Origin of the sequence: Ekhidna sp., assembly GCF_039960695.1 — a bacterium.
Classification (GTDB): domain Bacteria; phylum Bacteroidota; class Bacteroidia; order Cytophagales; family Cyclobacteriaceae; genus Ekhidna.
Map to the genome: position 1 here is coordinate 243,106 of NZ_JBDVKP010000019.1, position 23,585 is coordinate 266,690.

A 23,585-nucleotide genomic window follows, 5' to 3' on the forward strand; every position below is an offset into this window, starting at 1 on the left:
ATAGGTTATGAGTTTTTGGCAGCCGTTTGGATGGCCTTATTGATTCGTGTATAAGTTCCGCAGCGGCAAATGTTTCCATTCATTGCGGTTGCAATCTCTCCACTCGAAGGATTAGGATTCTTATCAAGAAATGCTGCTGCATTCATGATCTGTCCTGCCTGACAATAGCCACATTGCGGAACGTCATGCTCGAGCCAGGCTTGCTGGACAGGATGATCGCCATTCTCAGACAATCCTTCAATCGTAGTTACTTCTTTATCCCCAACTGCTGAAATTGGGATTGAACAAGATCGGATAGAGTTGCCATCAAGGTGGATAGTACAAGCTCCACATTGAGCGATACCGCATCCATACTTGGTTCCAACTAATTTTAAGTGATCTCTGAGAACCCAGAGAATAGGTGTATCTGAATCCACATCGAGTTGATGCTTTTTTCCGTTCACCTTGATTGTAAATGCCGCCATAATATTTTGATTGAGTTAGTATATTTCAAATTACTAAAATCAAAAGACAATCGTTAGTCATTTCTGATCAAAAGATAGGATTTTACGCGAGTGGTAGTGATAGTAACATTGTATTATTAATAAATTCATGGTCTATTAACAGAAATGAGCCATCAACCTATATATCTGGATTATAATTCCACGACTCCTGTGGATGAGAGAGTGCTGGAAGTTATGTTCCCATTTTTCAAAGAAAAATTTGGCAATGCCTCCAGTGTTTATCATACGTTTGGTTGGGATGCAGAGGAAGCAGTTGATCGTGCAAGAGATCAAGTGGCAAATGTCATTGGTGCTAAATCCAAAGAAGTCATTTTTACTTCAGGTGCTACAGAAGCGATTAACTTGGCACTGCAAGGGACTTTTGAGGCGAATAAGGGCGACAAAAATCATATCATTACCTGCGAAACTGAACATAAAGCTGTACTCGACACGTGTGATCAATTGGAGAAAAGAGGTGCCAAAATCACCTACCTAAGAGTGAATACTGATGGCATTATTGATATAGATGAATTTCGGGCATGTATAACGAATAAGACATTATTAGCGAGTTTCATGTATGCCAATAATGAGACTGGCATCATGCAACCGATACAAAAAATTGGTGAAGTATGTGAGGAAAAAGGAATTCTATTTTTTTCTGATGCCACTCAAGCTGTGGGTAAAATTCCATGTAATCTAAATGAACTGAACACGGATATGGTAGCTTTCTCTTCACACAAGATGTATGGCCCCAAAGGAGTCGGTGCCCTTTACATTCGAAGGCCATCAAGCATTCAGCCTCAAATTTTTGGTGGGGGACATGAAAAAGGAATGCGGTCTGGCACATTGAATGTCCCTGGAATTGTGGGATTTGGACAAGCTTGTGAATTAGCTTGTGAACTGATGGAGAAAGATAGAGAAAGACTTCAAAGCCTAAGAGATTGGCTTGAAAAGGAATTGCTTCAATTAGGAAGTGTAAATATTAATGGAGCCAAATCAGAAAGACTGCCCCATGTTTCCAATGTATCGTTTGAAGATGTGGAAGGCAGTAAGCTGATTCGTGCACTCAAAGGCATTGCTGTTTCTCAGGGTTCTGCGTGCAACTCATCAGTGATTGAGCCTTCGCATGTTTTGAAAGCTATGGGGTTAAGCCATCAACTGGCTTACTCTTCCATACGCATTTCACTTGGCAGGTTTACCTCAGAAGTAGAAGCAAGGAAAGCTGTTCAAATCATACGTGGTGCAGTAGAGCAATTAAGGATGCAATTGCAATGAGAGAAATTGATGTAATCATCGATTCTTATGAGACAGCCAAGTCAGCTGATGTGCCATGCGTACTTGCCACTGTTGTTCATGTGGAAGGATCTTCCTATCGAAGAGCAGGAGCAAGAATGTTGATAGACGAAAATGGTCTAATGACAGGTGCGATCAGCGGAGGATGCCTTGAAGGCGATGCTTTGAGGAAAGCCTTGCACGCTTTACACAAAAGTAAAAATAAGCTTGTCACTTACGATACAAGCGATGAAGAGGATGCAGTTATCGGAGCTCAACTGGGATGTAATGGAGTGATTCAGGTACTCTTCGAGCCCATTGATTTTAAATATGAGGAAAACCCGATTGAGCTGCTGAAGCAGGCAAATAGAGAAAAGAAGTTGATGATTATTGGTACTTTCTTTCATTTAGAAAAATCCAAAGATCAAATTGGAACTACCTTTTTGATTGATGAAGACCTTCAGATCCATGGTAAAGAACTAGAGCCAAAGTTAAATAATCAACTTACTGCAGATTGCAAATCTGCTTTTGAGGATAATGCCTCCCTATTCCGAGAATATGCCGTCGATCAGGAACGACACTATGTTTTTTTAGAAGTGTTTTCGCGACCAACAATGCTCGTCTTGGTTGGAGCTGGAAATGATGCTCAAATGCTGGCTCAAATGGCAGAAGTGCTAGGTTGGGATATTGTCGTAACAGATGGTCGTCCTACACATGCAAGTAGCGATCGATTTGCAAGTTCATGTCAGGTTGTTGTGGCCAAACCTGAAGAAGTGTTGCATCAGATAGAAGTAACAAACCGAACGGCTTTTGTGCTCATGACCCATAATTATGCATATGATCTTTCGGTGCTTAAAGCACTTTTGAATAAATCTGAAATCCCATACATTGGAATTTTAGGTCCGAAAAAGAAGTATCAGCGGATGTTGGATGATTTAGCAAATGAAGGCATTGAATTAAATGAAGATCAACTTGCCAAGATTCACGCTCCCGTAGGGTTAGAAATTGGTGCTGAAACCCCCGCAGAGATTGGGTTATCTATCTTATCGGAAATTCAATCGGTATTGGCGGGAACAAAAGGCGGGAAGTTGAAAGAAAAAGAGGGGCCGATTCACCTGAAGAAGAATAATGAATTCAAACGAATAATCATTGAGTGAATCTTTAAAAATCGGAATTGTATTGCTCGCAGCAGGAGCATCAAGTAGATTAGGACAACCTAAACAGTTGATTCAATTCAGGGGTAAGAATCTTCTTCAGCACACGATTGACACTGCGAATGAGCTCGAATTTGAGTCCAGCATATTAATTGTTGGCGCGAATGCTGATCAAGTGTTGAGCAAAGTAACAATCAATTCTTTTCAGTCTTTCACAAATGAAAATTGGGAGCAAGGAATGGCCAGTAGCTTAAGGTTGGGTATTAAAAAATCTCTGATATCGGTTCCTGATTTGAATGCAATTTTGATTTCGGTTTCAGATCAACCGTTTGTTAGTAAGGAACTATTACAGGAGATGATCCAATTATATAGGTCAGAATCTAGCATTGTGGTTTGTGAATATGACAATGTGAAAGGTGTTCCCGTGCTATTTGGGAGCAAATATTTCAATGAACTGCTAATGCTAAATGGAGATCAGGGGGCGCAGAAAATCATAAAAGATCATGAAAAAATGCAGTCAATAGTAATGTTTGATCATGGTAATTTTGACATTGATACACCAGAAGATTTAGAACGGTTAAACAAATGGAAAAACTAGTATGCCGATAACAATCAAATATTTTGGAGCAATTGCGGAAGCCACAGGAATAACAGAGGAAAAAGTTGATTTGGGAGATGTTGATAGCATCGAACAGCTCAAATCAATATGTCTTGCAAAATATGAAGCAATCGGTGACCTCTCATTTCAATTGGCAGTCAATCAATCGCTATCTTCTAAGGATGCTTTAAAAGATGGTGATGAAGTAGCTTTTTTACCCCCATTTGCTGGCGGATAATGATGAATTCTTCACGATATGATCGCCAAATCAAGCTATCTGAGGTAGGCATTGAAGGACAAGAAAAACTACAAAAAGCAAGCGTCCTTATTGTTGGAGCTGGAGGATTGGGCTGCCCGGCAGCATTGTATTTAGCCGTAGCTGGTGTCGGTACAATCGGATTAATCGATCACGACATAGTTGAAGAGACAAACCTTCACCGACAGGTTTTATTTACTGAAAAAGATGTAGGAAAGTCTAAGGTAGAGGCTGCCAAAGAAGTATTGATTCAACACAATTCGACCATCGCGATTCAAGCGTACAACTATCGGCTGGATGAAAATAGCATTTTTGATCTGATCCGCGATTATGATATTGTGCTTGATGGGACAGATAATTTCCAGACAAAGTATTTGATCAATGATGCCTGTGTTAAAATGGATAAACCTTTCGTTGGAGCATCCATTTACAAATATCAGGGGCAACTATCTGTATTTAATTATAAAAATGGGCCTACATACCGATGTTTATATCCAACGCACCATTACAAAGACAATAATAACTGCGAGGAAACAGGAGTGCTCGGAGTATTACCAGGAATAATAGGTACCATGCAAGCAGCAGAAACACTAAAAATAATTCTGAGCATGGGTCAGCCACTTTCAGGTAAGTTGAAGATCATTGATACACTGACAATGCAAGAGCAATTGATAGCATTTCCATTGAATAAGTCACTGATAAAACAAGTTAAAGATCTCCCATTAAAACTTGAAACAGCAATTTGTACAATTAAAGATCAAGATCAGTTGTACTTAGATGTACGTGAACCTTTTGAACAGCCAAAGCCAACAAACGAACGTGTATTGGAGATTCCATTGGGCCAGCTTAAAGACCGTTACAATGAGATCCCGAGAAATGAAAAGGTGCATGTATATTGTCAGTCAGGTATACGAAGTAAAAAAGCCATCACCTTACTGGAGAAAGAGTATGGATTTGATAACTTGGTAGAAGCAGGAGGAATAGAAGAATTGTTAAAATGAGCGAGAAGAAACCAAAAAAAGTATTCATGAGGGGAGCGATACCTCCCGATAAGATTGCCAAATCAATTGCCAATCACCAATCCAAAACAAACATTGGTGCACACAGTATTTTCCTTGGTCAGATTCGAGCCGATAAGGTTGATGGGAAGGTAGTTCAGGGCATTGAATACTCAGCATATGAAGAGATGGCGGAAACGGTATTTCATGAAATCAGAGAATCTGCCTTTGAGCAATTTGACATGACCTGTTGTCATATTTATCATAGCCTGGGTACAGTCAAGACAGGAGAGTTGTGTTTGTTTGTTTTCACATCCTCGGCACACCGTAAAGTCGCCATCGAAGCTTGCAACTTCCTGGTTGAAGAAATTAAAGCTAGAGTTCCAGTGTTTGGAAAGGAGCTGTTTGAAGATGAAACACATCAATGGAAAGTGAATCAGTGAATGGTTGATATAACACATAAATCGAATACACTCAGAGAAGCCACTGCACAGGCCATCGTTAAGGTAGGAGGTCAGGAGACGATTGACCTGATCAATGCGGGAAATATTCCAAAAGGAGATGTGTTTGAGATGTCAAGAGCTGCTGGTTTATTGGGTGTAAAGAAAACACCAGATTTACTTCCGGACTGTCATCCACTTCCAATTGAGTATACCGCTGTGGAATATCGGATTGAAGGACTAGAGATTACCATTTCAATGACTGTTAAAACGATATATAAAACGGGAGTAGAAGTAGAAGCCATGCATGGAGCAAGTATTGTTGCTTTGAATATGTATGACATGCTTAAACCGGTAGATAAGCAGGTAGAAATAAGCAATATCAAATTGCTTAAGAAAACAGGCGGCAAGTCGTCTTATAAGAAGCCAGCCAAAGGACTTACCTGTAAAATAGTGGTCTGTTCAGACTCAGTCAACAAAGGCGAGAAAGAAGATAGAGGAGGTAAAATCCTATTGTCTAAAATGGAGGAATTTGGACTTAAAACAGCATATCAGGTTATTCCTGATGATGCAGAAATAATCCAAAAACAGATAACTAGTCTCTCTACAGATTTACTCATTTTCACAGGGGGAACAGGTGTGGGTCCTCGTGATCTGACACCAGATACGGTGAGACCATTGCTTGATGCCACATTGCACGGAGTGGAGGAAGAAATGCGCCGGTATGGTCAGGAACGTATGCCATATGCAATGCTATCCCGATCGGTAGCGGGAATAAAAAATGGGAATGTAATATTGGCAATCCCTGGTTCAACCGGTGGTGTGTCTGACAGCCTTCATGCGATATTCCCTCATCTTTTCCATGTGTTTCACGTCTTAAAAGGAGGAGGGCACTGATGGAATCAAAAATCATAGACACCTTTGGCCGACCTCATTCATACCTGAGGATATCACTTACTGATCGATGCAATCTTCGATGCTTTTATTGCATGCCCGAAGAAGGTATTGAGCTGATGGAGAAGCCAAGCATCATGACGCTTGAAGAAATTATTAGAATTTCTAAAACCTTCGTTGATTTAGGTGTAGATACGATCCGATTGACCGGAGGTGAACCATTGGTGCGTAAGGGCTTTGACTTTTTAGCCAGAGAACTAACCAATTTAGGCGTCGCGCTCAAGCTTACTACAAATGGTATTTTATTGGACCAACACTATGATCTTTTTGAAGAAATTGGGTTGAATAAAATCAATATAAGTCTGGACACACTAGATAAGGCAAAGAATGCTTTCATCACCAAGCGAGACTATTACGATCGCATCATGAAAAACATTCGGGAAGGAATAGCCAAGGGCTTCCAAATCAAGCTGAATGTTGTCTTGATTAAAGACGTGAATGACAAAGAAATCAATGATTTTATTGCCCTAACAAAAGATCAGAATATAGATGTGAAGTTCATTGAGTTCATGCCGTTCAAAGGAAATAAATGGGATTGGAGCAAAGGTGTGAGTGAAGCAGAGATTTTGAATATTGTTCGTGCAAAGTATGGGGAGGTGAAAACGCTAAAAAATCCAAAACACAGTACTTCGAATAACTTTCAGGTCCAGGGACATCAAGGGAGTTTTGGAATCATAAGCACCATAACCAATCCATTTTGTGCCGACTGCAATCGCATTCGCTTAACTGCGGATGGTAAAATGATGAACTGTCTTTTCGCCAATTCTGAGATTGATTTACTTAGTCCACATAGAAATGGGGAAACCATTGATCAATTAATCCTGAATACAATCAAGCAAAAAAAATATTCGCGTGACGGCATGGAATTGAAAATGGATGCAAACCATTATGAGAAAAACCGGTCAATGATTTCAATTGGAGGCTAATGGTATCAATTGAAGAAGCATTAAAATTGATTAATCACCAGCAGGTAGATTTAATTCCTGATGAATTACCACTGGCACAGTCATTGGATTGTTACCTCTCCGATCAGATAATATCTCCTTTTGATTTGCCGTCTTTTGATAATTCAGCGATGGACGGATATGCCGTTTGTGGGGAGCAGAAATCCTTCGAAATAATTGGGGAAGTAGCAGCAGGAAATACTGTAGACACACGCTTAAAGGAAGGTCAAGCCATTCGTATCTTCACTGGAGGCAAGGTGCCGGAAAACACGACCGCCGTAATCATGCAGGAGAAGATAGAAGTTGAAGGGAAGACATTAAAGCTTGAGGATGAGCCGGTTAAAGGTAAAAATATTCGTAAAAAGGGAGTAGAGATTGCCGCTGGACAAGTAGTCTTTGAAACAGGTCATCGCATTACCCCTGCTACGATCGGGGTTTTGAGCTCACTCGGCTTTGGTACCGTTTCGGTATATCAACAGCCTTCTATTCATATCATTGCCACAGGAAATGAGCTGGTTGAGCCAGGTGAAACAAAAAAAATAGGGCAGATTTATGAATCGAACAGTCAAACACTGGCTTCAGCACTTCAGAATCAAGGTTTTTACTGTGGAGGTAGAAAAATAATTGAAGATGATCTTGAAGCCATCACCGCTGGAATTTCTGATAGTCTTAATCAATGCGATGTGCTGTTAATCTCTGGCGGAATTTCTGTTGGTGACTATGATTATGTAAAGCAAGCGTTGGAAGAAAATGGAGTTCAGGAAGTCTTTTACAAGATTTTTCAAAAACCAGGCAAACCACTTTATTTCGGTAGAAAAGAAAATCAGTTTGTGTTTGCACTACCTGGCAATCCAGCTTCTTCATTGACATGTTTTTATGTGTATGCACTTCCACTCCTACAAAGGCTATCCGGAGGGAAGGGCGATGGGCTAATGCATGTAAATATCCCAATTAGTCATAGCTATGAAATAGAATTTGACCGACCGGTTTTCTTGAAAGCTAAAATTGAGAATAAGAATGTCACCATACTCGATGGGCAAGGATCTTCAATGATACACTCGATGGCACAGGGAAATGCTCTGGTTTTTGTAAAAGGGCCAATAAAGCTCACAGAAGGCGATTTAGTCGATTGTTTGTTAATCTAGACGTATGGAGATCGAAATACTCCTTCCAATCCTTTTTTTCTTTATAGCCTTGTTTTACTCGTCAGTAGGTTTTGGTGGCGGTTCCAGCTATTTAGCGATCATGAGTATTTTCCTGACAGATTTTTATGAAATCAGATCGATTGCACTGTTGTTAAATATTACCGTGGTGACGATCGGAACATTGATGTATGTACGCCACCGAGTGTTTGATTGGAAGTTATTCTGGCCATTTTTATTGCCCAGTGTTCCTCTAGCCTATCTGGGCACACAAATGCGCTTATCGGAGCAAACATTCTTTCTCATCCTTGGAGGCTTGCTGGTATTGTCATCCGCTTCCATGCTTATTAAGTTCATCAAGTTAAATTTTCAACCGCGCGAGTTCGGTACATGGAAGCGAATGGGGTTGGGAGGTGCAATTGGTTTTTTTGCCGGTTTGTCCGGTATAGGTGGAGGTATCTACCTTTCACCGATATTAAACATGGCCAACTGGAAAGATGCGCGAAAGATCGCTTCACTAGCATCCGTATTCATCCTTTTCAATTCCCTATCTGGCCTGCTGGGCCTATTATCAGCAAATACCTTCACATTTGACGGACAGCTGACCATTCGATTAACCATTGGAGTGTTAATAGGTGGGGTGATCGGATCATATTTATCCAATCGCACCTTTAATACCCGTTTGATTGGACTATTGACAGCAATATTGGTCTTGTATGTTGGATTGAGGCTGTTGATGCTCCATGGATACGGCATCAAAATATAGTCAAATGCATTTAGAATCCATTTTTGTAGGAAAACCTGTAAAGGCAGACTACCATGGCCGAGACATTTCTACCGGTATTTTCAAAAACAAAGTCATTGGACCGGTTAAAGTTTCATCTTTTAATATTGAAGGCGATAAGCAGGCGGATCTGACAGTTCATGGCGGAATTGATAAAGCAGTTTATTTATATCCAGCAGAGCATTATGATTTTTGGAAAAAGGAGCGAAGCGATTTACACTTTGAACCTGGCCTTTTTGGTGAGAATCTATCGGCTTCAGGGCTTGATGAAACCAACACCTGCATCGGGGATGTCTTTGAAGTTGGCTCAATTGTGCTAAGCGTCACTAGTCCACGTATGCCATGCTACAAACTGGGTATTCGAATGAAAGATCCTGGATTTGTACGTGACTTCATGAAAGCTGAAAGAAACGGGTTCTATTTTAAAGTACTTCAAGAAGGAGTTATTCAAGCTGGCGATGAAATAAAAAAAATAAGTCAAGATGGACATCACCTGACCGTGCAGGAGACCATTCAACTCTATACGACCAGAAAATTCGATACAGTTCTGTTGAAAAAAGCAGTGGATTCGCCAAGCTTGCCAGAAGATTGGGTGGAATATTTTACCGTTCGGTTGCATCAAGCCCGCTAAAAACGTATTCAGTTTCAAAAAAACCAAAAGCTTCATACGGTTCAATTATCTTACGTCTTAAGGTATACTTAAGAGAATCGATTGAAACGTAAAAACATACTAATTACCGGAGCCAGCTCTGGTCTGGGTAGAGGCATGGCCATTGAGTTTGCAAATCAAGGATGCAATTTGGCATTGTGTGCGCGAAGAATGGAAAACCTTGAAGCACTCAAAAAAGAGCTTCGTGATACAAATCCTAACATTAAGGTCTTTCTCAGATCCTTAGATGTGACAAAATCTGAGGAAGTTTTTGACGTATTCAAAGGATTCAATCAAGACTTTCATGACGTTGGAGAGCAACTAGATAGAATAATTGTAAACGCAGGGATGGGAAAAGGAGCTTCTTTCGGAAAAGGCTATGCAGATCAGAACATGCAGACGGCCATGACCAATTTTTGTGGAGCAATCAGTCAAATGGAAGCTGCGATGGAAATCTTTCGAGCACAAAATCATGGCCATTTGGTGGCCATTTCATCCATGTCGGCATTTAGAGGTTATCCTCGAGCAATGACTGTGTATGCTGCAACTAAAGCAGGTCTTAAGAGTTTGGCAGAAGGTGTTCGAATTGACGTGCTTAACAAACCAATCAAAATATCCTCAATCTTCCCTGGATATATCCAGTCCGAAATGACTGACTCGATAGGTAAGCCACCACCTTTTATGGTTTCCTTAGACAGGGGATCTAAACTGTTGGTAAAAGCAATTAACAAAGAAAAAAGCAATGCATATGTTCCGTTCTGGCCATGGTATTTCTTCAAATTACTCATGCCTTTTATGACACTAAAAATGCTTAGAAAATTTTAACTCACCATGGACTTCACACCATCCAAGCGCTCACTCGAGTATCTCCAAAAGCTCAAAGAATTTATGAAAGGACACGTCTTCCCATTTGAGCGAGACTACATCGAATATCACAAAAAGAATAATGCGGATGGCAATTGGGAAAATTGGAAGGAGCATCCAAAATTGGAAGAACTAAAATCTCTGGCAAAGCAAGAAGGTTTATGGAATTTGTTCCTACCAGATAATGAGTCAGGTCAGGGATTGAGCGTATTGGAATACGCTCCACTAGCGGAGGAAATGGGACGCTTGTACAACGCCGCAGAAATATTCAACTGCAACGCTCCAGACACTGGCAACATGGAAGTCCTTTATCACTTTGGAAGTGAACAACAAAAAGAGCAATGGCTAAAGCCACTTCTGAGTGGAGATATAAAGTCTGTTTTTTGTATGACAGAACCTGATGTTGCTTCTTCTGATGCCACCAATATCGAAACCACCATCGTTCCTGATGGAGACGAAATTGAAATAAATGGAAAGAAATGGTGGTCGACCGGATTGGGACATCCGGAGGCGAAAATTGCCATTGTGATGGGGCAAACAAAGGACGAGTCTAAAGGCAGGCATGAACAGCATAGTATGGTACTTGTCCCTTTGAATACACCTGGCGTAAAAATCCAAAGGATGCTGAATACATTCGGAGCGTATGATCCACCTGCGGGCCATGGAGAAGTGCATTTTGAAAATGTACGTGTGCCAAAAGAAAATCTAATTCAGGATTTTGGTGCTGGATTTGCTATTGCGCAGGGCCGGCTGGGACCAGGGAGAATTCATCATTGCATGCGTTGTATTGGAGCAGCAGAAAGAGCACTTGAATTAGCGATTATTCGAAGTGGTACCAGACAGGCATTTGGAAAGCTATTAGCCCAACTAGGTGGAAATTCAGAACGATTTGCAAAAGCGAGAATCAATATAGACCAAGCGAGGTTATTAACACATTATGCAGCCTGGAAAATCGATCAGGTTGGCGTCCGCGATAGCATGACTGAGATATCAGCAATCAAAGTGGTCGCACCGAATGTACTGCAAGAAGTCACAGATATGGCTATGCAAATTCATGGAGGCGCCGGGCTTTCAGACGATTTCCCGCTTACCAGTTTTTTTATACAAGCACGTGCGCTGAGATTAGCTGATGGTCCGGATGAGGTTCACATGCGAATGATTTCACGATTGGAATTTAAAAAATACCTAACCTGATCAATGAGCAAAATGGTCGTTAAAGATCTGGAGAAGCAGCAACGTCATGGGGAAGAGCTCGACCTTGAAAACCTTCTCCCATGGATTGAGTCTAAAGAACTAGACTTTAGAGGAGATCCGATTGTCACGCAATTTGCAGGCGGAGCTTCCAATTGGACGTACAGGCTAAGGTTTGATAATCAGGATATTATTTTAAGACGAGCACCATTAGGCAAGAAAGCTGCTGGAGCTCACAACATGCCACGAGAATATCACTTGCAAAAAAAACTGAAACCACATTATGATTACGTGCCTGAGATGATAGCGGTTTGTGAAGATGAGGCAGTATTAGGTTCTACATTTTATCTCATGGAGCGACTGGAAGGAATGATTCCTCGCAAGAACCTACCAAAAGAAATTGATTGGAAGAAAGAGAATGTAAGGGCCCTCTGCCAATCGTTTTGGGACAAGCTGATAGAGCTGCATCAGGTTGATTATCAAAAACATGGATTAGACGACTTAGGTAAAGGTGATGGATATGTGGAACGGCAGGTAAGTGGCTGGAATAAAAGATATTCCGACGCAAAAACCTGGAATGTGCCAGCCGGGAAAAAGGTAATGAACTGGCTAGAAGGAAATATGCCCAGAAAAGAACACTTGTGCATCATTCACAATGATTTCCGTTTAGATAATGTGGTTCTCGATCTCAATGATTCCTCTAAAATTATTGGAGTTTTAGATTGGGAATTAGCAGCTTTAGGCGATCCATTGATGGATTTAGGCTGTAGTTTGGCTTATTGGGTGCATGAAGATGACAACTCTTTTATCAAGTCAATGAGACGCCAAGCAAGCAATGTGGAAGGTATGATGACGAGACAGGAAATCATCAACTATTACGCGAACAAAACAGCCACTGCAATTGATGATTTTCGATTTTATCGTGTGTATGGACTCTTTCGCTTGGCCGGAATCGCACAACAGATCTATTATAGATATTCGAAAGGATTTACCAAGAATAAGACCTTTAAAAATTTTTGGATGATTTCGATCTATCTCATTAAAACCTGTGAAAATGTTATCAAGCAGAAAAACTAAGACATGACCATGATCTACCTCATACGTCACGGACAAGCTAGCTTTTTGAAAAGTGATTACGATAAACTTTCAGATCTGGGGGTCAGACAGTCTAAAATTCTGGGAGAGTCACTCAAAGATAGAAAGCAGCTCACTTCTGTGATAGTTCGAGGTGATTTGGTACGTCATCAGGAAACGATGGAGCATTGCCTGAAAGCTTTCGGGCATAACATAGAGGGTGTTATTGATCATCGTTGGAATGAGTATGATCACATGGAACTTTTGGCAAAGCATAATGCAGAATTCTCGGATCATGTGGCAATCGGAGAATACCTAAAAAAACAAGACCATCCAATGCGTGCTTTGCAGGAGTCACTCAATGTTTCAATCATGGATTGGATTGATAATAAACATAGCTATTCAATAAGTTGGAGCACGTTTAAAGAAGGCGTCTGGACAGCTCTGCATGATATTAGCAATCAATTGAGCAAAGGTGAAAACGCTTGGATCTTCTCTTCTGGAGGGCCTATATCTGCAGTCCTTATTCAACTTTTATCTTTGAAGGATGAACAATTTGTAGAGCTTCAGGGACGATTGGTGAACTGCAGTATTACCAAAGTGATAGTTGGAAAAAAAAGACTTTCATTAAGTACCTATAATGAATACAGCCACTTAGATCACCATCCGGATTTAATCACCTATCGCTAAATGAAAGAGCTGAAAAAACTAAATAAGAACTACCCCAATCGAACAGCTTTTATTACTGGAGCAGGTTCAGGTTTGGGAGCAGCTTTTGCGAAGCTTTTAGCAGCAAATAGATGGACGTTACACCTGGTGGACATCAATCTGGACTTATTAGAAAACATTAAGCCTGAATTATCGAATGCCGTAGATATACACATTTATCAATTGGATGTAAGCAATAAAATGGCCTTTGAAAAAGTAGGTGAAAAACTAAAAAGGATAACAGATGGCTTAGACTTGCTTATCAATAATGCTGGAATTGGCGATGCAGAATTGTTTCGAGAGTATAAAGTCGATCATTGGGAACGGATGATCAGAATCAATCTACTCGGCACCTACTACGGCACTCATTATTTACTTCCCTTCATTGAGAATCAAAAAGGGATGATCATCAATATTGGAAGTGCTGCTGGCTTTATGAATGCACCTGGAATGTCTGCTTATAATGTAACAAAAGCAGGAGTGTTTGCTTTGGCAGAGACACTTTTTCATGAGTTAAAACCTAAAGGTGTTCATGTCAGCGTGGTAACTCCTACATTTTTCAAAACCAATATCATGAGCGAAGCAAGTGGTTCCGAACAGTTCGTCCATTTTGCCGAGAAGCAGATGAAGTACTCTACCACCAATGCAGATGAAATGGCTCAAGTCATTTTGGAACAATCCGCGACGGGGAAATTTCATATCATTCACCCAAAAGAGGCTAGAAAAGCTTTCTTCTTTAAGAAATGGTTACCAAGCCTTGCTGCCAAGCAGTTTGGAAAGATGATGGAGAAGTTCGCGAAATAGCTTAATCGCTAATCCTTTTGAACATTCTTCCATTTTTTTCGAATGAGTAGCCTATGATCTCTTGTCTTTCATTCCTATGAAAAAACAAGGGCTCACTGTTTATATCAGAAAAAATGTCATCAGTTTCATAGAAGATAGGATAGTTTATCGAATTGATTTTTGCATAAAGATCGTTCGTTGAATCGTCCAGTTTCAATTCAAACTGTGAACCATCCTTGTATTCATACCATCCTACAAAGTTCATTAGGTCTTCTTTTGAAATTCTGGTTTCATAGGGTTTTTCCATTGAAAGAATTAGCCCATCTCCAGGAACCCAATTATCATATTCCATATAAAAAGCTGTACGTTTTGCAGCGTTTAACCCTTGAAGTTTTGCGACTAAATGGAGAGCGCCATCTATTCCTGCCGATATTCCTGCGGTGGTAATGACACTTCCATTATCTACAAATCGAACATCTCTCTTAACATTTATTTTTGGATAATTTTTTTCTAAACCATCAAGTGCATTGTGAAAAGTGGTGGCAGTGTTGCCATCAAGAATCCCCGCCTCTGCCAGTACAAATGCCCCAGTGCATACTGAAAAATAATGCTGTATTTCTTTCTGATCAACAATCCATTTAATAACATCCTTATCATTAAATGCCTCGGAAGCATTCCCACCAAAAAAAGCCAAGATGTCAGCTTTTGGCACTTCCTCTAAACTATAATCAGGCACGATTGACAAAATGCCTTGAGACTTGATCGGATTTTTGTTTTTAGATACAGTAAATACATTATATCCTGCATAGGAGAATACCTCCATTGGACCAGCGAAATCAAGTATCTCAACACCGTCTTGAAGGTAAAACGCAATAGTCTTTGAGAGGTCTTTTCGAATCAAAACCATGTTACAATGTGTGCAAACACCAGAAGCTGTATGTTCTAATTTATCACAATCACTTCCACATGGAGGACAGATGTAAGTAGATTCAGGATTTTGCGTGAATGCCATAGAGAACGAGAGTAAAAAGAAGATTGAAATAACTTTTTTCATCATTTTGTTTTTGACAAAGCTACCGGCCTCCAATGGTGATAAAAAGGACAACCTTACTTAGGATTAGGACAAAGTATTAGGCAGTACTCCTTTATATTTTTTTAATAGTGAGCGCAATTGATTTGAACTTGCGAGTCCACAACTTAGACTTACAGCGTCAACTTTTTGACCATCAAGTAACAATTGGATGGCTTTCTCTACCCTCAGTTTGTCGACATACTCACCTATTGTAATCCCGGTAGTTTTTTTGAATTGGCGTGTAAGATTTCTAGGACTCATATGAACAAGTTCTGCGAGTTGTTCAATTTTCATTTTTTTATCCAGGTGCTGAGCTAGATAATCTTGGGTCTTATGAATACGATTCTCTAAATGATTTCTATACATAAGAAAAACGCTGAGTTGAGGGTCGTCTTCCGTGCGCCGCAAATAGATCACAATCTCTTTAGCAATTTTCGCAGCGAATATTGAACCATGATGTTCTTCTATGACAAATAATGCTAAATCAATGCCGGATGAAACACCAGCACTTGTGTAGATATTTCCAGTTTTAACAAATAGTCTATCCTGCTTTAGGTCAGCTTTTGGAAATCTGTTCCTAAAATCCTCCAAATATTTCCAATGTGTGGTACAACTTTTATCATTTAAAAGTCCAGACTGTGCAAGTAAATATGCTCCTGTGCATACAGAGCAAATTTTAGCACCATTACAATGTTGCTCTACGAGCCACTTAAAAAAGGGCTGGTTGGTTTGGTTGAACTTCTCGTCAAAAATAAGCTCTGCTTCCAAGCCTGGAATAAAGACAATATCATTTTTGGAAAGTTTGAAGCTATCCAGCGCCTCTAAACGACTAAAAAATAAACCAGCACTTGTTATTTCTTCTTTCTGAGAATTTAAGCCAACGAAATGAAGATTGATTGAAGGGTCAAATTGCTTTGCTTCATAAAAAAGATGAGCTGGCCCACAGATATCAAGCAAATGTACTTGAGTAGGAATCACAAATAACACGCGGTAGCTTTGATCAGCAGACATGAATCAAAGCTACCAAAGTATGTATTAATGGGTAAAAAAGTTATGATGAATAAAGTGATTATCGATAAGATTATGTGGTCCGTTAATCGATCAATTTTTCACTTCCTGCATCTTTCTTATTTGCTTGAGAATCATCTTTTTAGGTGTCAGCGGAACCATAGCCATCATAATTCTCTGTGAGAACTTCAGACCAGATATTACATTCAGTTTACCCTTGAGCATAGCATTGTATCCACCTTCGGCAACAACCCGCGCGTTAGCCGTATTCTTGAATAGCTCGGTTTTATCCATGCCGGATACTTTGCCAAATTCTGTCTCCGTGGCTCCAGGCATCAAATTGGAAACAGTCACATTTGTATCATGTAACTCTTCTGCCAATGCATTGCTAAAGGAAGTAACGTAAGCTTTGGATGCATAATAGACAGTCTGAAGCGGTCCAGGAAGCAAACTTGCTGTTGATGAAACATTCAGAATCTTACCTTCATCTCGTGCTACAAACTCTTGTAGAAAATAATGAGTGAGGGAGGTGAGCGCAGAGATATTTAGATTAATCATGTTTATATCTTCCTGAAGATTTCGTTCATGAAATCTACCAACACCACCAAACCCGGCATTGTTGATCAAGTAATCTATTTCTATGCCTTTACTTTTTACTTCACCGTGTATTTCTTTTGCTGCATTGCGTTCTGACAAGTCCTTAGCAATGACATGTACTAACACGCCGTGTACTTTTTCCAACTCATCTTTCAATTCTTTAAGCTTGTCGGCGCTTCGAGCCACAATGACCAGGTTCCCACCTTGCTCAGCATGAATTTGTGCAAACTCCTTTCCAATACCTGAAGATGCTCCTGTTATGAGCGCTGTTTTCTTTTCCATGTTGTTAGTTTTAATAATAAGTGAGTAATCACTTATTTTGAATGTAAAATTTTTATACTTTGTATTTTTGCTTTAAAAATTCGATTGTTTCATCCAGATCAAAATTCTCCTGAAGGATAAAACGCGTAGCTATTCCATCCATTAAGGTTAAAAGTAGATTGGCCTCTTTTTCAGGCTGAAGATATCTGAGTTCAGAAAAAGCTTTAACAAGGGCCTGTTCAACAGCTTCTGTTTTATGTTTACCATAGATTTCCAATTCCCACTTTATCTTAAATTGGAGCTTCCAAAAAGCGATTGCTTCTTTATTTTGACTTGTTTTAGTGATTATCTCTATAAACTTTCTTATCACCTCTTTGGGCTCAGTAGTCATGATGATGTCTGCAAATAGGAGTTTCGCTTGTTCTTCGCCAAGCTGGATAATTGCTTCAAGAAGACCGTCCTTATTGCCGAAATGGCGGAAAATCAACCCTTCTGATACTTCCGCTCGCTTAGCTACCTTGCTTGTAGATGTGCTTCGATAGCCTTCTTCAGCAAATAGTGAAAGCGCTGCTGCTAATATTTTCTCTTGCTTTTCAGTCATAAAAGTGAGTGATCACTTACAAATCTAAAAAATCTTTCTAACTTACCAAGCAATATGAAACTTTTCAAGCGAATCATGTTACTTCTGGTATCCATCATCCTATTAATCATTGTATCAGTTATTGTCTTTTTCAAAGCTGCACCTCAGATAGGAGGAAAGGCTTCTGGTGAAAGGCTAGCTCGCATGGAAAAAGCTCAAAATTATGTAGGCGGGAAGTTTCAAAACACTGTGGAAACGAAAATGGAGATGAGCTTCAAAGATGTTCGCCGAACATTAGCTCATTACTTGTTTGCAGATAAAACATTCAAAAATCCTCAAGAGCCGATTCGTGTACAACCTTTCAATGCCCAGGCCTTTGAACAAGTTCCGGATGACAGTATAGCTTTTACGTGGTTTGGACACTCAACGATTCTGATGAAAATCAATGGAGTCACAATCCTGGCAGACCCGGTAATCGAAGGTCAAAGAGCTTCCATGTTTTCATTTATGGGACCAGAGCGGTTTGACTACTCTCGGCATATCAGTGTCAATGATCTCCCCAATATTGATGCAGTTATTCTTTCCCATGATCATTACGACCACTTGGATTACCCTACTATCAAAGCATTAAATGACAAAGTGAGTCGGTTCTTCTTGCCTCTTGGAGTTGGCGCTCATTTTGAAGAATGGGGTGTGTCAGCTGATAACATTACGGAACTAAACTGGTGGGATGAGATTGAGTTAGAAGGATTGAAACTCGCATTTACGCCAACTAGACATTTTTCAGGCCGCGGATTTGGCGATCGATTTAAAACACTCTGGGGATCATGGGTAATTATAGGAGAAAATAAACGGCTGTATTTCAGTGGTGACAGTGGGTATTTTGAAGGATTCAAAGAAATTGGCGAAAAATACGGGCCATTCGACCTGACCTTTATGGAATGTGGTGCGTACAACGAAGGATGGAGTGAAATTCACATGTTCCCCGAAGAAACTGCACAAGCACATTTGGATGTAAAAGGAAAGCTTTTAATGCCAATCCATTGGGGCAAATTTGATTTAAGCCTGCATTCATGGAAAGAATCTGTGGAGCGTCTATCTCAAAGGGCAGCAGAGGAGAATGTCCGACTTTTTACTCCGGAAGTTGGACAAATGATTTTCCTGTCCGACAGTAATAACCTGGATAAATGGTGGAAAGACTATAAGTAAATCGCTTGTGCTAACTTTAGGAAAACCTAAAGGTCTATCCGATGAAGAGAGTTCTATATTGTTTATTAGCTATTTCCATCTTTTGTACAGCATGTACTTCCAATCCCTCCGAAAAAGTTTCTGTTGAAAAAGTAGAAGCTACCTATGACGACCTCATCACCCTCTTTGCTGAATGGCGCGAGTTTGAAATCCCTCCTTTATTAAATGGAGCTCCTGATTATACCAAAACTACTTTTGATTCCAGACAACCTGAGTTTGCGATGCTTCAACAACGACTCTTAGCTATGGATACTTCCGACTGGACTGTTCCACAGCAAATAGATTGGAAAATCACTAGGGCCGAAATGAACGGCTATGATTTTAATCGACGTATTTTAAAACCATGGGAACGAGATCCCGCCTTTTACAAGTCCGTGTGGACATATCGCAGTGATGTTCCCGCTCATGAAGGGCCTACTCATCATAGAACTACTGAAATTTGGCAATATAATTTTCCATTGGATGAAAATGGTAAAGCACAACTCCTGGCAGATCTTGCAGTAATTCCACCGCTCAATGAACAAGCGAAAACAAACTTAACTGGCAATGCAAAGGATTTGTGGATTACAGGCATTCGCACAATCAGGTTTCAAAGTCAAGTATTGGAAATGCTAAAGGATTCAGAAGAAGTATCGGACGATCAGCAACTAATGGATGCAATTGAGTCTGCTAAGAACTCTACTGATGACTTTGTAAGTTGGCTGGAAGCGCAAGTAGATTCAAAAAATGGCCCTTCAGGAATTGGGAAAGAGAATTATACCTGGTATTTACAAAATGTGCATTTGGTACCATTGACCTGGGACGATGAAGTGATGATTTTGAAACGCGAGTTGGCAAGAGCATGGTCTGCGCTAAAACTGGAGGAACACAGAAACAGAGGTTTGCCCCAAATTGAATCCGTGGAATCAGAAGCAGCCTATGATGCACTTGCTGATAAAGCGGCATCCAGTTTAATGAACTTCCTTAATGAACAAGAAATTGTTACCGTGAAAGAGTATTTTGAACCTGCATTGAGGGAACACTTGGGATCATTCACACCAAAAGAAACACGAAATTTCTTTGCCATTACCGCTCATCACGATCCGCGTCCATTGTTTTCTCATTTCTATCATTGGTTTGAGTTGGCTCGCATGGAAATAGAACCAAATAGCAGTCCAATTCGAAAAGGACCACTGCTCTACAATATCTTCGATAGTAGAAATGAAGGAACGGCAACAGCTGTTGAAGAGATGTTTATGGATGCGGGATTATACGATGATAATCCAAGGGTTCGCGAGATAGTCTATATCATGATTGCACAGCGAGCGGCAAGAGGTTTGGGATCACTGTATGCACATGCCAATGAAATGACGATGGAGGAGGCCGGAATGATTCACTCCGAATACACACCAAGAGGCTGGATGAAAACTGAAAAAGACTTACTTATTTTCGAGCAGCAATTGTACCTGAGGCAGCCAGGCTATGGCACAAGTTACATCACGGGCAAGTATTTGTTAGAAGATGCGATGATGGCTTTTGCTCATAAAAAAGAAAAGCAGAACAAATCATTTGTTCTGCTAGAATTCTTTGATTCACTAAATGCTATTGGAAATATTCCGATTGCATTAGCTAAGGAAGAAATGTTATTTGAAAACTAGGCGTTTTCCTTCGTCTCTTCCTCTTTGATTTCTTCTACTTCTTTCACCTCACTCTCAGGTTGAGCCTCTTCGGAAGCCTCCTCTGCAGTCTCAATCGCATGACGGGTGACTGTAAGTTTAAATTGCTTGTCCATTTTGAACTCATACATAGCTTCTTCCATGAGTTCGTAAGCGGTATTCGATTTCAAAAGTATTTCTAAAAGATCCTGAGCAACAACAGACATTTTAATATTGTTCTGAGCTCTTCGCTTATAGGCTTCAAGTGTGAATGAATGTCCACCACGTTCTTTTGGGTTGAGATCACGAAATTCGTGAGGTATGAATTGATATTCTTGAGGAGATTCAGCAGCATCTCTCATGAGTTTAACAAGTACTGGTTTGTACTTATTCCAAAGAAGTACGTAAAGACTATGATTGACAGGATATGAAGGCATGGTTATTTGGTTTTTTATTGTTTCAGATAGATCTCTGATTCAGAGATCGTACATGGAATGAAGAATCATCAATGATGACTGGTTTATCCGTACGATCAGCCCTCGCCTCTGAACATACCTCCTTCCGCACAGTACAAAGGTAGTGGATTTAATCTATTCCTTATTTCCCAAACTTACCTTTCAGCATGGCTAGCTTAGCTTGTAGATCTCCATCTGGTACTTTTTCTTCTTTTGGGTGGTTTTTTTGCTGATTTCTAGGACGTGATTTTTTCTCACTTCTTTTTACCTGAGGGGCATCGGTTTTCATTGAAAGCGAGATTCTTTTTCTTGGAACGTCTACTTCCAGCACTTTCACAGTTACTTTTTGTCCCAATTTCACCACTTGTGTAGGATCCGAGACAAATGAGTTAGAAAGATGGCTAACATGAACCAATCCGTCTTGATGAACACCTATATCTACAAAAGCACCAAACTTGGTAATGTTCGTCACCACGCCTGGCAAGCTCATGCCGTCTTTTAAATCTGTAATTTCATTCACACCTTCCTGAAACTGCACGGCTTCAAATTGGTCTCTTGGATCCCGTCCTGGACGATCCAACTCATTCATGATGTCTTTCAAAGTTGGAAGCCCAACATCATCATTGACATATTGATTAAGCTTTATTTGCTTTCTTATTTCAGCGTTCGTCATCAAATCCCGAACAGAGGCTTGAGCATCCTTCGCCATCTGTTCTACTGTTTTGTATCGCTCTGGGTGCACAGCACTCTTGTCCAGTGGGTTTTTCGCTCCGTCAATACGAAGGAACCCAGCTGCCTGCTCAAAAGCTTTATCGCCAAGCCTAGGGACTTTTTTAAGCGCTTCTCGAGAATTGAAGGGGCCATTTTCATTTCTGTACTTTACAATATTGTCCGCAATTTGAGGACCTAACCCTGAAACGTAGGTTAGTAGCTGTTTACTTGCGGTATTCAGCTCCACACCTACATTGTTTACGCAGGACATTACTACATCATCCAATGATTTCTTTAACGCATTTTGATCTACATCATGTTGATATTGACCAACACCAATGGATTTAGCATCAATTTTCACTAATTCTGCTAAAGGATCCATCATTCGTCGACCGATAGATACTGATCCTCTTACGGTCACATCTTCATTTGGAAACTCATCACGGGCAACTTCTGATGCAGAATAAATAGAAGCGCCACTTTCATTCACCATGGCCACGATCACACTGGCAGGCAATCCTAATTTTTTCACAAAAGACTCAGTTTCTCTGCTTGCAGTACCATTTCCAATGGCGATTGCTTCTATTTTATGCTTCTCGACCAGATGCTTTACGGTCTCTCCGGCTCGAGTAATGTCTTTTTGCGGTTCGTTCGGGTAGATAGCGGTAAACTCGAGTAGTTTCCCTTGTTTGTCCAGACATACAACTTTGCATCCAGTTCGGAATCCCGGATCAACTGCCATCACAGCTTTTTGACCTAATGGAGCTGCCATAAGCAGTTGCTTTAGATTTTCTGCAAAAACAATTATCGCTTCTTCATCCGCCTTTTTCTTGCTTTCCATCCTGACCTCCGTTTCGATACTCACACTCATCAGGCGTTTGTAACAATCTTTAATTGCGTCCTTTACATGATCACTGGCTTCATTATTGGCCTTCACAAATTGCTTCTCAAGGACTTCAACAGCTTCTTCTTCCTCAGGTGAAATATTCATAGAAAGAAAGCCTTCCTTCTCGCCACGACGAATAGCTAGTAGTCTATGCGAGGGAATTTTATGGATAGGCTCGTCCCACTCAAAGTAGTCTTTATATTTCTGAGCGTCAGTTTCTTTTTCTTTGCTTTTCAAGACTTTAGAAGAAACCACTCCCTTCTTCATAAAGAGCTCGCGTATTTTTTGTCTCGTTTCAGCATCCTCATTGATGGTTTCGGCGACAATATCTCGAGCACCTTGTAATGCTTCATCCTCTGATTCGACTCCTTTTTCTGGATCAATGAATTGTGCAGCTTCTGTTTGAGGATCGAAATTGCCTTGTGCCAATATTTTGAGTGCCAATGGTTCCAAACCTTTTTCTTTGGCTACACTCGCTTTGGTTTTACGCTTTGGTTTATATGGAAGGTAGAGATCTTCCAGAGCTGTCATGGTTTCAGCCGCATTGATCTTCTTCTCAAGCTCCGGTGTAAGCTTTTCCTGTTCTTTGATTGACTTAAGTATGGCTTCCCTTCTTGCGTCCAAATCTCGAAGCTGCTGTATACGGTCTCTTACACCAGCCACCTGCAGGTCATCCAGACTCCCGGTCACTTCTTTACGATATCGTGAAATAAACGGCACAGTGGCTCCTTCATCTAGTAGAGCAACAGTTGCTGTTACTTGTCGGACGCTTATACCTAATTCTTCTGCAATTCTTTCGTCGTGTCTCATTCTGATCTTGAAAATGAGCATCAAAAATAG

The 23,585-nt window shown here is 40.4% G+C and carries 25 protein-coding genes; 18 read left to right on the top strand and 7 right to left on the bottom strand.

Going from position 1 to position 23,585, the window contains the following annotated elements; translation table 11 throughout:
• Positions 1 to 5: 5 nt before the first annotated feature.
• A complete protein-coding gene (locus ABJG98_RS14740; RefSeq protein WP_348280303.1) occupies positions 6 to 464 on the bottom strand; it encodes a (2Fe-2S)-binding protein in 459 nt (152 codons plus the stop codon).
• A 144-nt stretch (positions 465 to 608) separates the two neighbouring features.
• Between ABJG98_RS14740 and ABJG98_RS14745 the strand changes: the two genes are divergently transcribed.
• The 16 genes from ABJG98_RS14745 to ABJG98_RS14820 all read left to right on the top strand — a co-directional run bounded on the left by ABJG98_RS14745 (position 609) and on the right by ABJG98_RS14820 (position 14,314).
• Positions 609 to 1,757 carry a cysteine desulfurase family protein gene (locus tag ABJG98_RS14745; protein ID WP_348280304.1) on the top strand — a complete coding sequence of 383 codons (1,149 nt, stop codon included), beginning with the start codon at positions 609 to 611 and terminating at the stop codon, positions 1,755 to 1,757.
• A complete protein-coding gene (locus tag ABJG98_RS14750; protein ID WP_348280305.1) occupies positions 1,754 to 2,911 on the top strand; it encodes an XdhC/CoxI family protein in 1,158 nt (385 codons plus the stop codon). The genes ABJG98_RS14745 and ABJG98_RS14750 overlap by 4 nt, the downstream gene beginning before the upstream one ends.
• Positions 2,904 to 3,506: a nucleotidyltransferase family protein gene (locus ABJG98_RS14755; RefSeq protein ID WP_348280306.1), complete on the top strand. Its 603-nt coding sequence runs from the start codon at positions 2,904 to 2,906 to the stop codon at positions 3,504 to 3,506. Before ABJG98_RS14750 ends, ABJG98_RS14755 begins: the two co-directional genes overlap by 8 nt.
• 1 nt (position 3,507) lies before the next feature.
• Positions 3,508 to 3,744 (top strand): MoaD/ThiS family protein, encoded by a 237-nt coding sequence (locus ABJG98_RS14760; RefSeq protein ID WP_348280307.1) that lies wholly within the window; start codon positions 3,508 to 3,510, stop codon positions 3,742 to 3,744.
• Positions 3,745 to 3,746: 2 nt separating this feature from the next.
• Positions 3,747 to 4,763 carry a HesA/MoeB/ThiF family protein gene (locus ABJG98_RS14765; RefSeq protein ID WP_348280308.1) on the top strand — a complete coding sequence of 339 codons (1,017 nt, stop codon included), beginning with the start codon at positions 3,747 to 3,749 and terminating at the stop codon, positions 4,761 to 4,763.
• Positions 4,760 to 5,203, top strand: a complete 444-nt coding sequence (locus tag ABJG98_RS14770; RefSeq protein ID WP_348280309.1) for a molybdenum cofactor biosynthesis protein MoaE — start codon at positions 4,760 to 4,762, stop codon at positions 5,201 to 5,203. The genes ABJG98_RS14765 and ABJG98_RS14770 overlap by 4 nt, the downstream gene beginning before the upstream one ends.
• Entirely contained in the window at positions 5,204 to 6,097 is an 894-nt protein-coding gene (gene moaCB, locus ABJG98_RS14775; RefSeq protein WP_348280310.1) for a bifunctional molybdenum cofactor biosynthesis protein MoaC/MoaB, read from the top strand.
• A complete protein-coding gene (gene moaA / locus ABJG98_RS14780; protein WP_348280311.1) occupies positions 6,097 to 7,080 on the top strand; it encodes a GTP 3',8-cyclase MoaA in 984 nt (327 codons plus the stop codon). Before moaCB ends, moaA begins: the two co-directional genes overlap by 1 nt.
• A complete protein-coding gene (gene glp / locus ABJG98_RS14785; protein WP_348280312.1) occupies positions 7,080 to 8,243 on the top strand; it encodes a gephyrin-like molybdotransferase Glp in 1,164 nt (387 codons plus the stop codon). The genes moaA and glp overlap by 1 nt, the downstream gene beginning before the upstream one ends.
• Before the next feature lie 4 nt (positions 8,244 to 8,247).
• Positions 8,248 to 9,006: a sulfite exporter TauE/SafE family protein gene (locus ABJG98_RS14790; protein ID WP_348280313.1), complete on the top strand. Its 759-nt coding sequence runs from the start codon at positions 8,248 to 8,250 to the stop codon at positions 9,004 to 9,006.
• 4 nt (positions 9,007 to 9,010) lie between these two features.
• Positions 9,011 to 9,655, top strand: a complete 645-nt coding sequence (locus ABJG98_RS14795) for an MOSC domain-containing protein (RefSeq protein WP_348280314.1) — start codon at positions 9,011 to 9,013, stop codon at positions 9,653 to 9,655.
• Between the two features lie 81 nt (positions 9,656 to 9,736).
• The gene (locus ABJG98_RS14800; protein WP_348280315.1) at positions 9,737 to 10,498 is read left to right on the top strand and encodes an SDR family oxidoreductase; all 762 of its coding nucleotides are present in this window, start codon (positions 9,737 to 9,739) and stop codon (positions 10,496 to 10,498) included.
• 6 nt (positions 10,499 to 10,504) lie between these two features.
• On the top strand, positions 10,505 to 11,731 hold the full coding sequence (locus ABJG98_RS14805) for an acyl-CoA dehydrogenase family protein (protein ID WP_348280316.1): 1,227 nt from the start codon (positions 10,505 to 10,507) through the stop codon (positions 11,729 to 11,731).
• Between the two features lie 3 nt (positions 11,732 to 11,734).
• Positions 11,735 to 12,805 carry a phosphotransferase family protein gene (locus tag ABJG98_RS14810; RefSeq protein ID WP_348280317.1) on the top strand — a complete coding sequence of 357 codons (1,071 nt, stop codon included), beginning with the start codon at positions 11,735 to 11,737 and terminating at the stop codon, positions 12,803 to 12,805.
• Positions 12,806 to 12,814: 9 nt separating this feature from the next.
• Entirely contained in the window at positions 12,815 to 13,492 is a 678-nt protein-coding gene (locus ABJG98_RS14815; RefSeq protein ID WP_348280318.1) for a histidine phosphatase family protein, read from the top strand.
• A complete protein-coding gene (locus tag ABJG98_RS14820) occupies positions 13,493 to 14,314 on the top strand; it encodes an SDR family NAD(P)-dependent oxidoreductase (protein WP_348280319.1) in 822 nt (273 codons plus the stop codon). It begins immediately after the preceding gene.
• Position 14,315: 1 nt separating this feature from the next.
• Here the strand turns inward: ABJG98_RS14820 and ABJG98_RS14825 are convergent, their stop codons facing one another.
• The 4 genes from ABJG98_RS14825 to ABJG98_RS14840 form a co-directional block, all read right to left on the bottom strand.
• Positions 14,316 to 15,347 carry a DJ-1/PfpI family protein gene (locus ABJG98_RS14825; RefSeq protein WP_348280320.1) on the bottom strand — a complete coding sequence of 344 codons (1,032 nt, stop codon included), beginning with the start codon at positions 15,345 to 15,347 and terminating at the stop codon, positions 14,316 to 14,318.
• Positions 15,348 to 15,410: 63 nt separating this feature from the next.
• Entirely contained in the window at positions 15,411 to 16,376 is a 966-nt protein-coding gene (locus ABJG98_RS14830; protein ID WP_348280321.1) for a helix-turn-helix domain-containing protein, read from the bottom strand.
• Positions 16,377 to 16,466: 90 nt separating this feature from the next.
• Positions 16,467 to 17,252, bottom strand: a complete 786-nt coding sequence (locus tag ABJG98_RS14835; RefSeq protein WP_348280322.1) for an SDR family oxidoreductase — start codon at positions 17,250 to 17,252, stop codon at positions 16,467 to 16,469.
• Between the two features lie 52 nt (positions 17,253 to 17,304).
• Complete coding sequence (locus ABJG98_RS14840) at positions 17,305 to 17,832, bottom strand: TetR/AcrR family transcriptional regulator (protein WP_348280323.1); 528 nt, start codon at positions 17,830 to 17,832, stop codon at positions 17,305 to 17,307.
• Positions 17,833 to 17,886: 54 nt separating this feature from the next.
• Between ABJG98_RS14840 and ABJG98_RS14845 the strand changes: the two genes are divergently transcribed.
• On the top strand, positions 17,887 to 19,020 hold the full coding sequence (locus ABJG98_RS14845) for an MBL fold metallo-hydrolase (RefSeq protein WP_348280324.1): 1,134 nt from the start codon (positions 17,887 to 17,889) through the stop codon (positions 19,018 to 19,020).
• 41 nt (positions 19,021 to 19,061) lie between these two features.
• Positions 19,062 to 20,696, top strand: a complete 1,635-nt coding sequence (locus ABJG98_RS14850; RefSeq protein ID WP_348280325.1) for a hypothetical protein — start codon at positions 19,062 to 19,064, stop codon at positions 20,694 to 20,696.
• On the opposite strand, the gene ABJG98_RS14855 is transcribed toward ABJG98_RS14850, so the two are convergent.
• A complete protein-coding gene (locus ABJG98_RS14855; RefSeq protein WP_348280326.1) occupies positions 20,693 to 21,130 on the bottom strand; it encodes a hypothetical protein in 438 nt (145 codons plus the stop codon). The two genes, ABJG98_RS14850 and ABJG98_RS14855, sit on opposite strands and share 4 nt — an antisense overlap.
• 160 nt (positions 21,131 to 21,290) lie before the next feature.
• The gene (locus ABJG98_RS14860) at positions 21,291 to 23,555 is read right to left on the bottom strand and encodes a Tex family protein (RefSeq protein ID WP_348280327.1); all 2,265 of its coding nucleotides are present in this window, start codon (positions 23,553 to 23,555) and stop codon (positions 21,291 to 21,293) included.
• Positions 23,556 to 23,585: the final 30 nt, after the last annotated feature.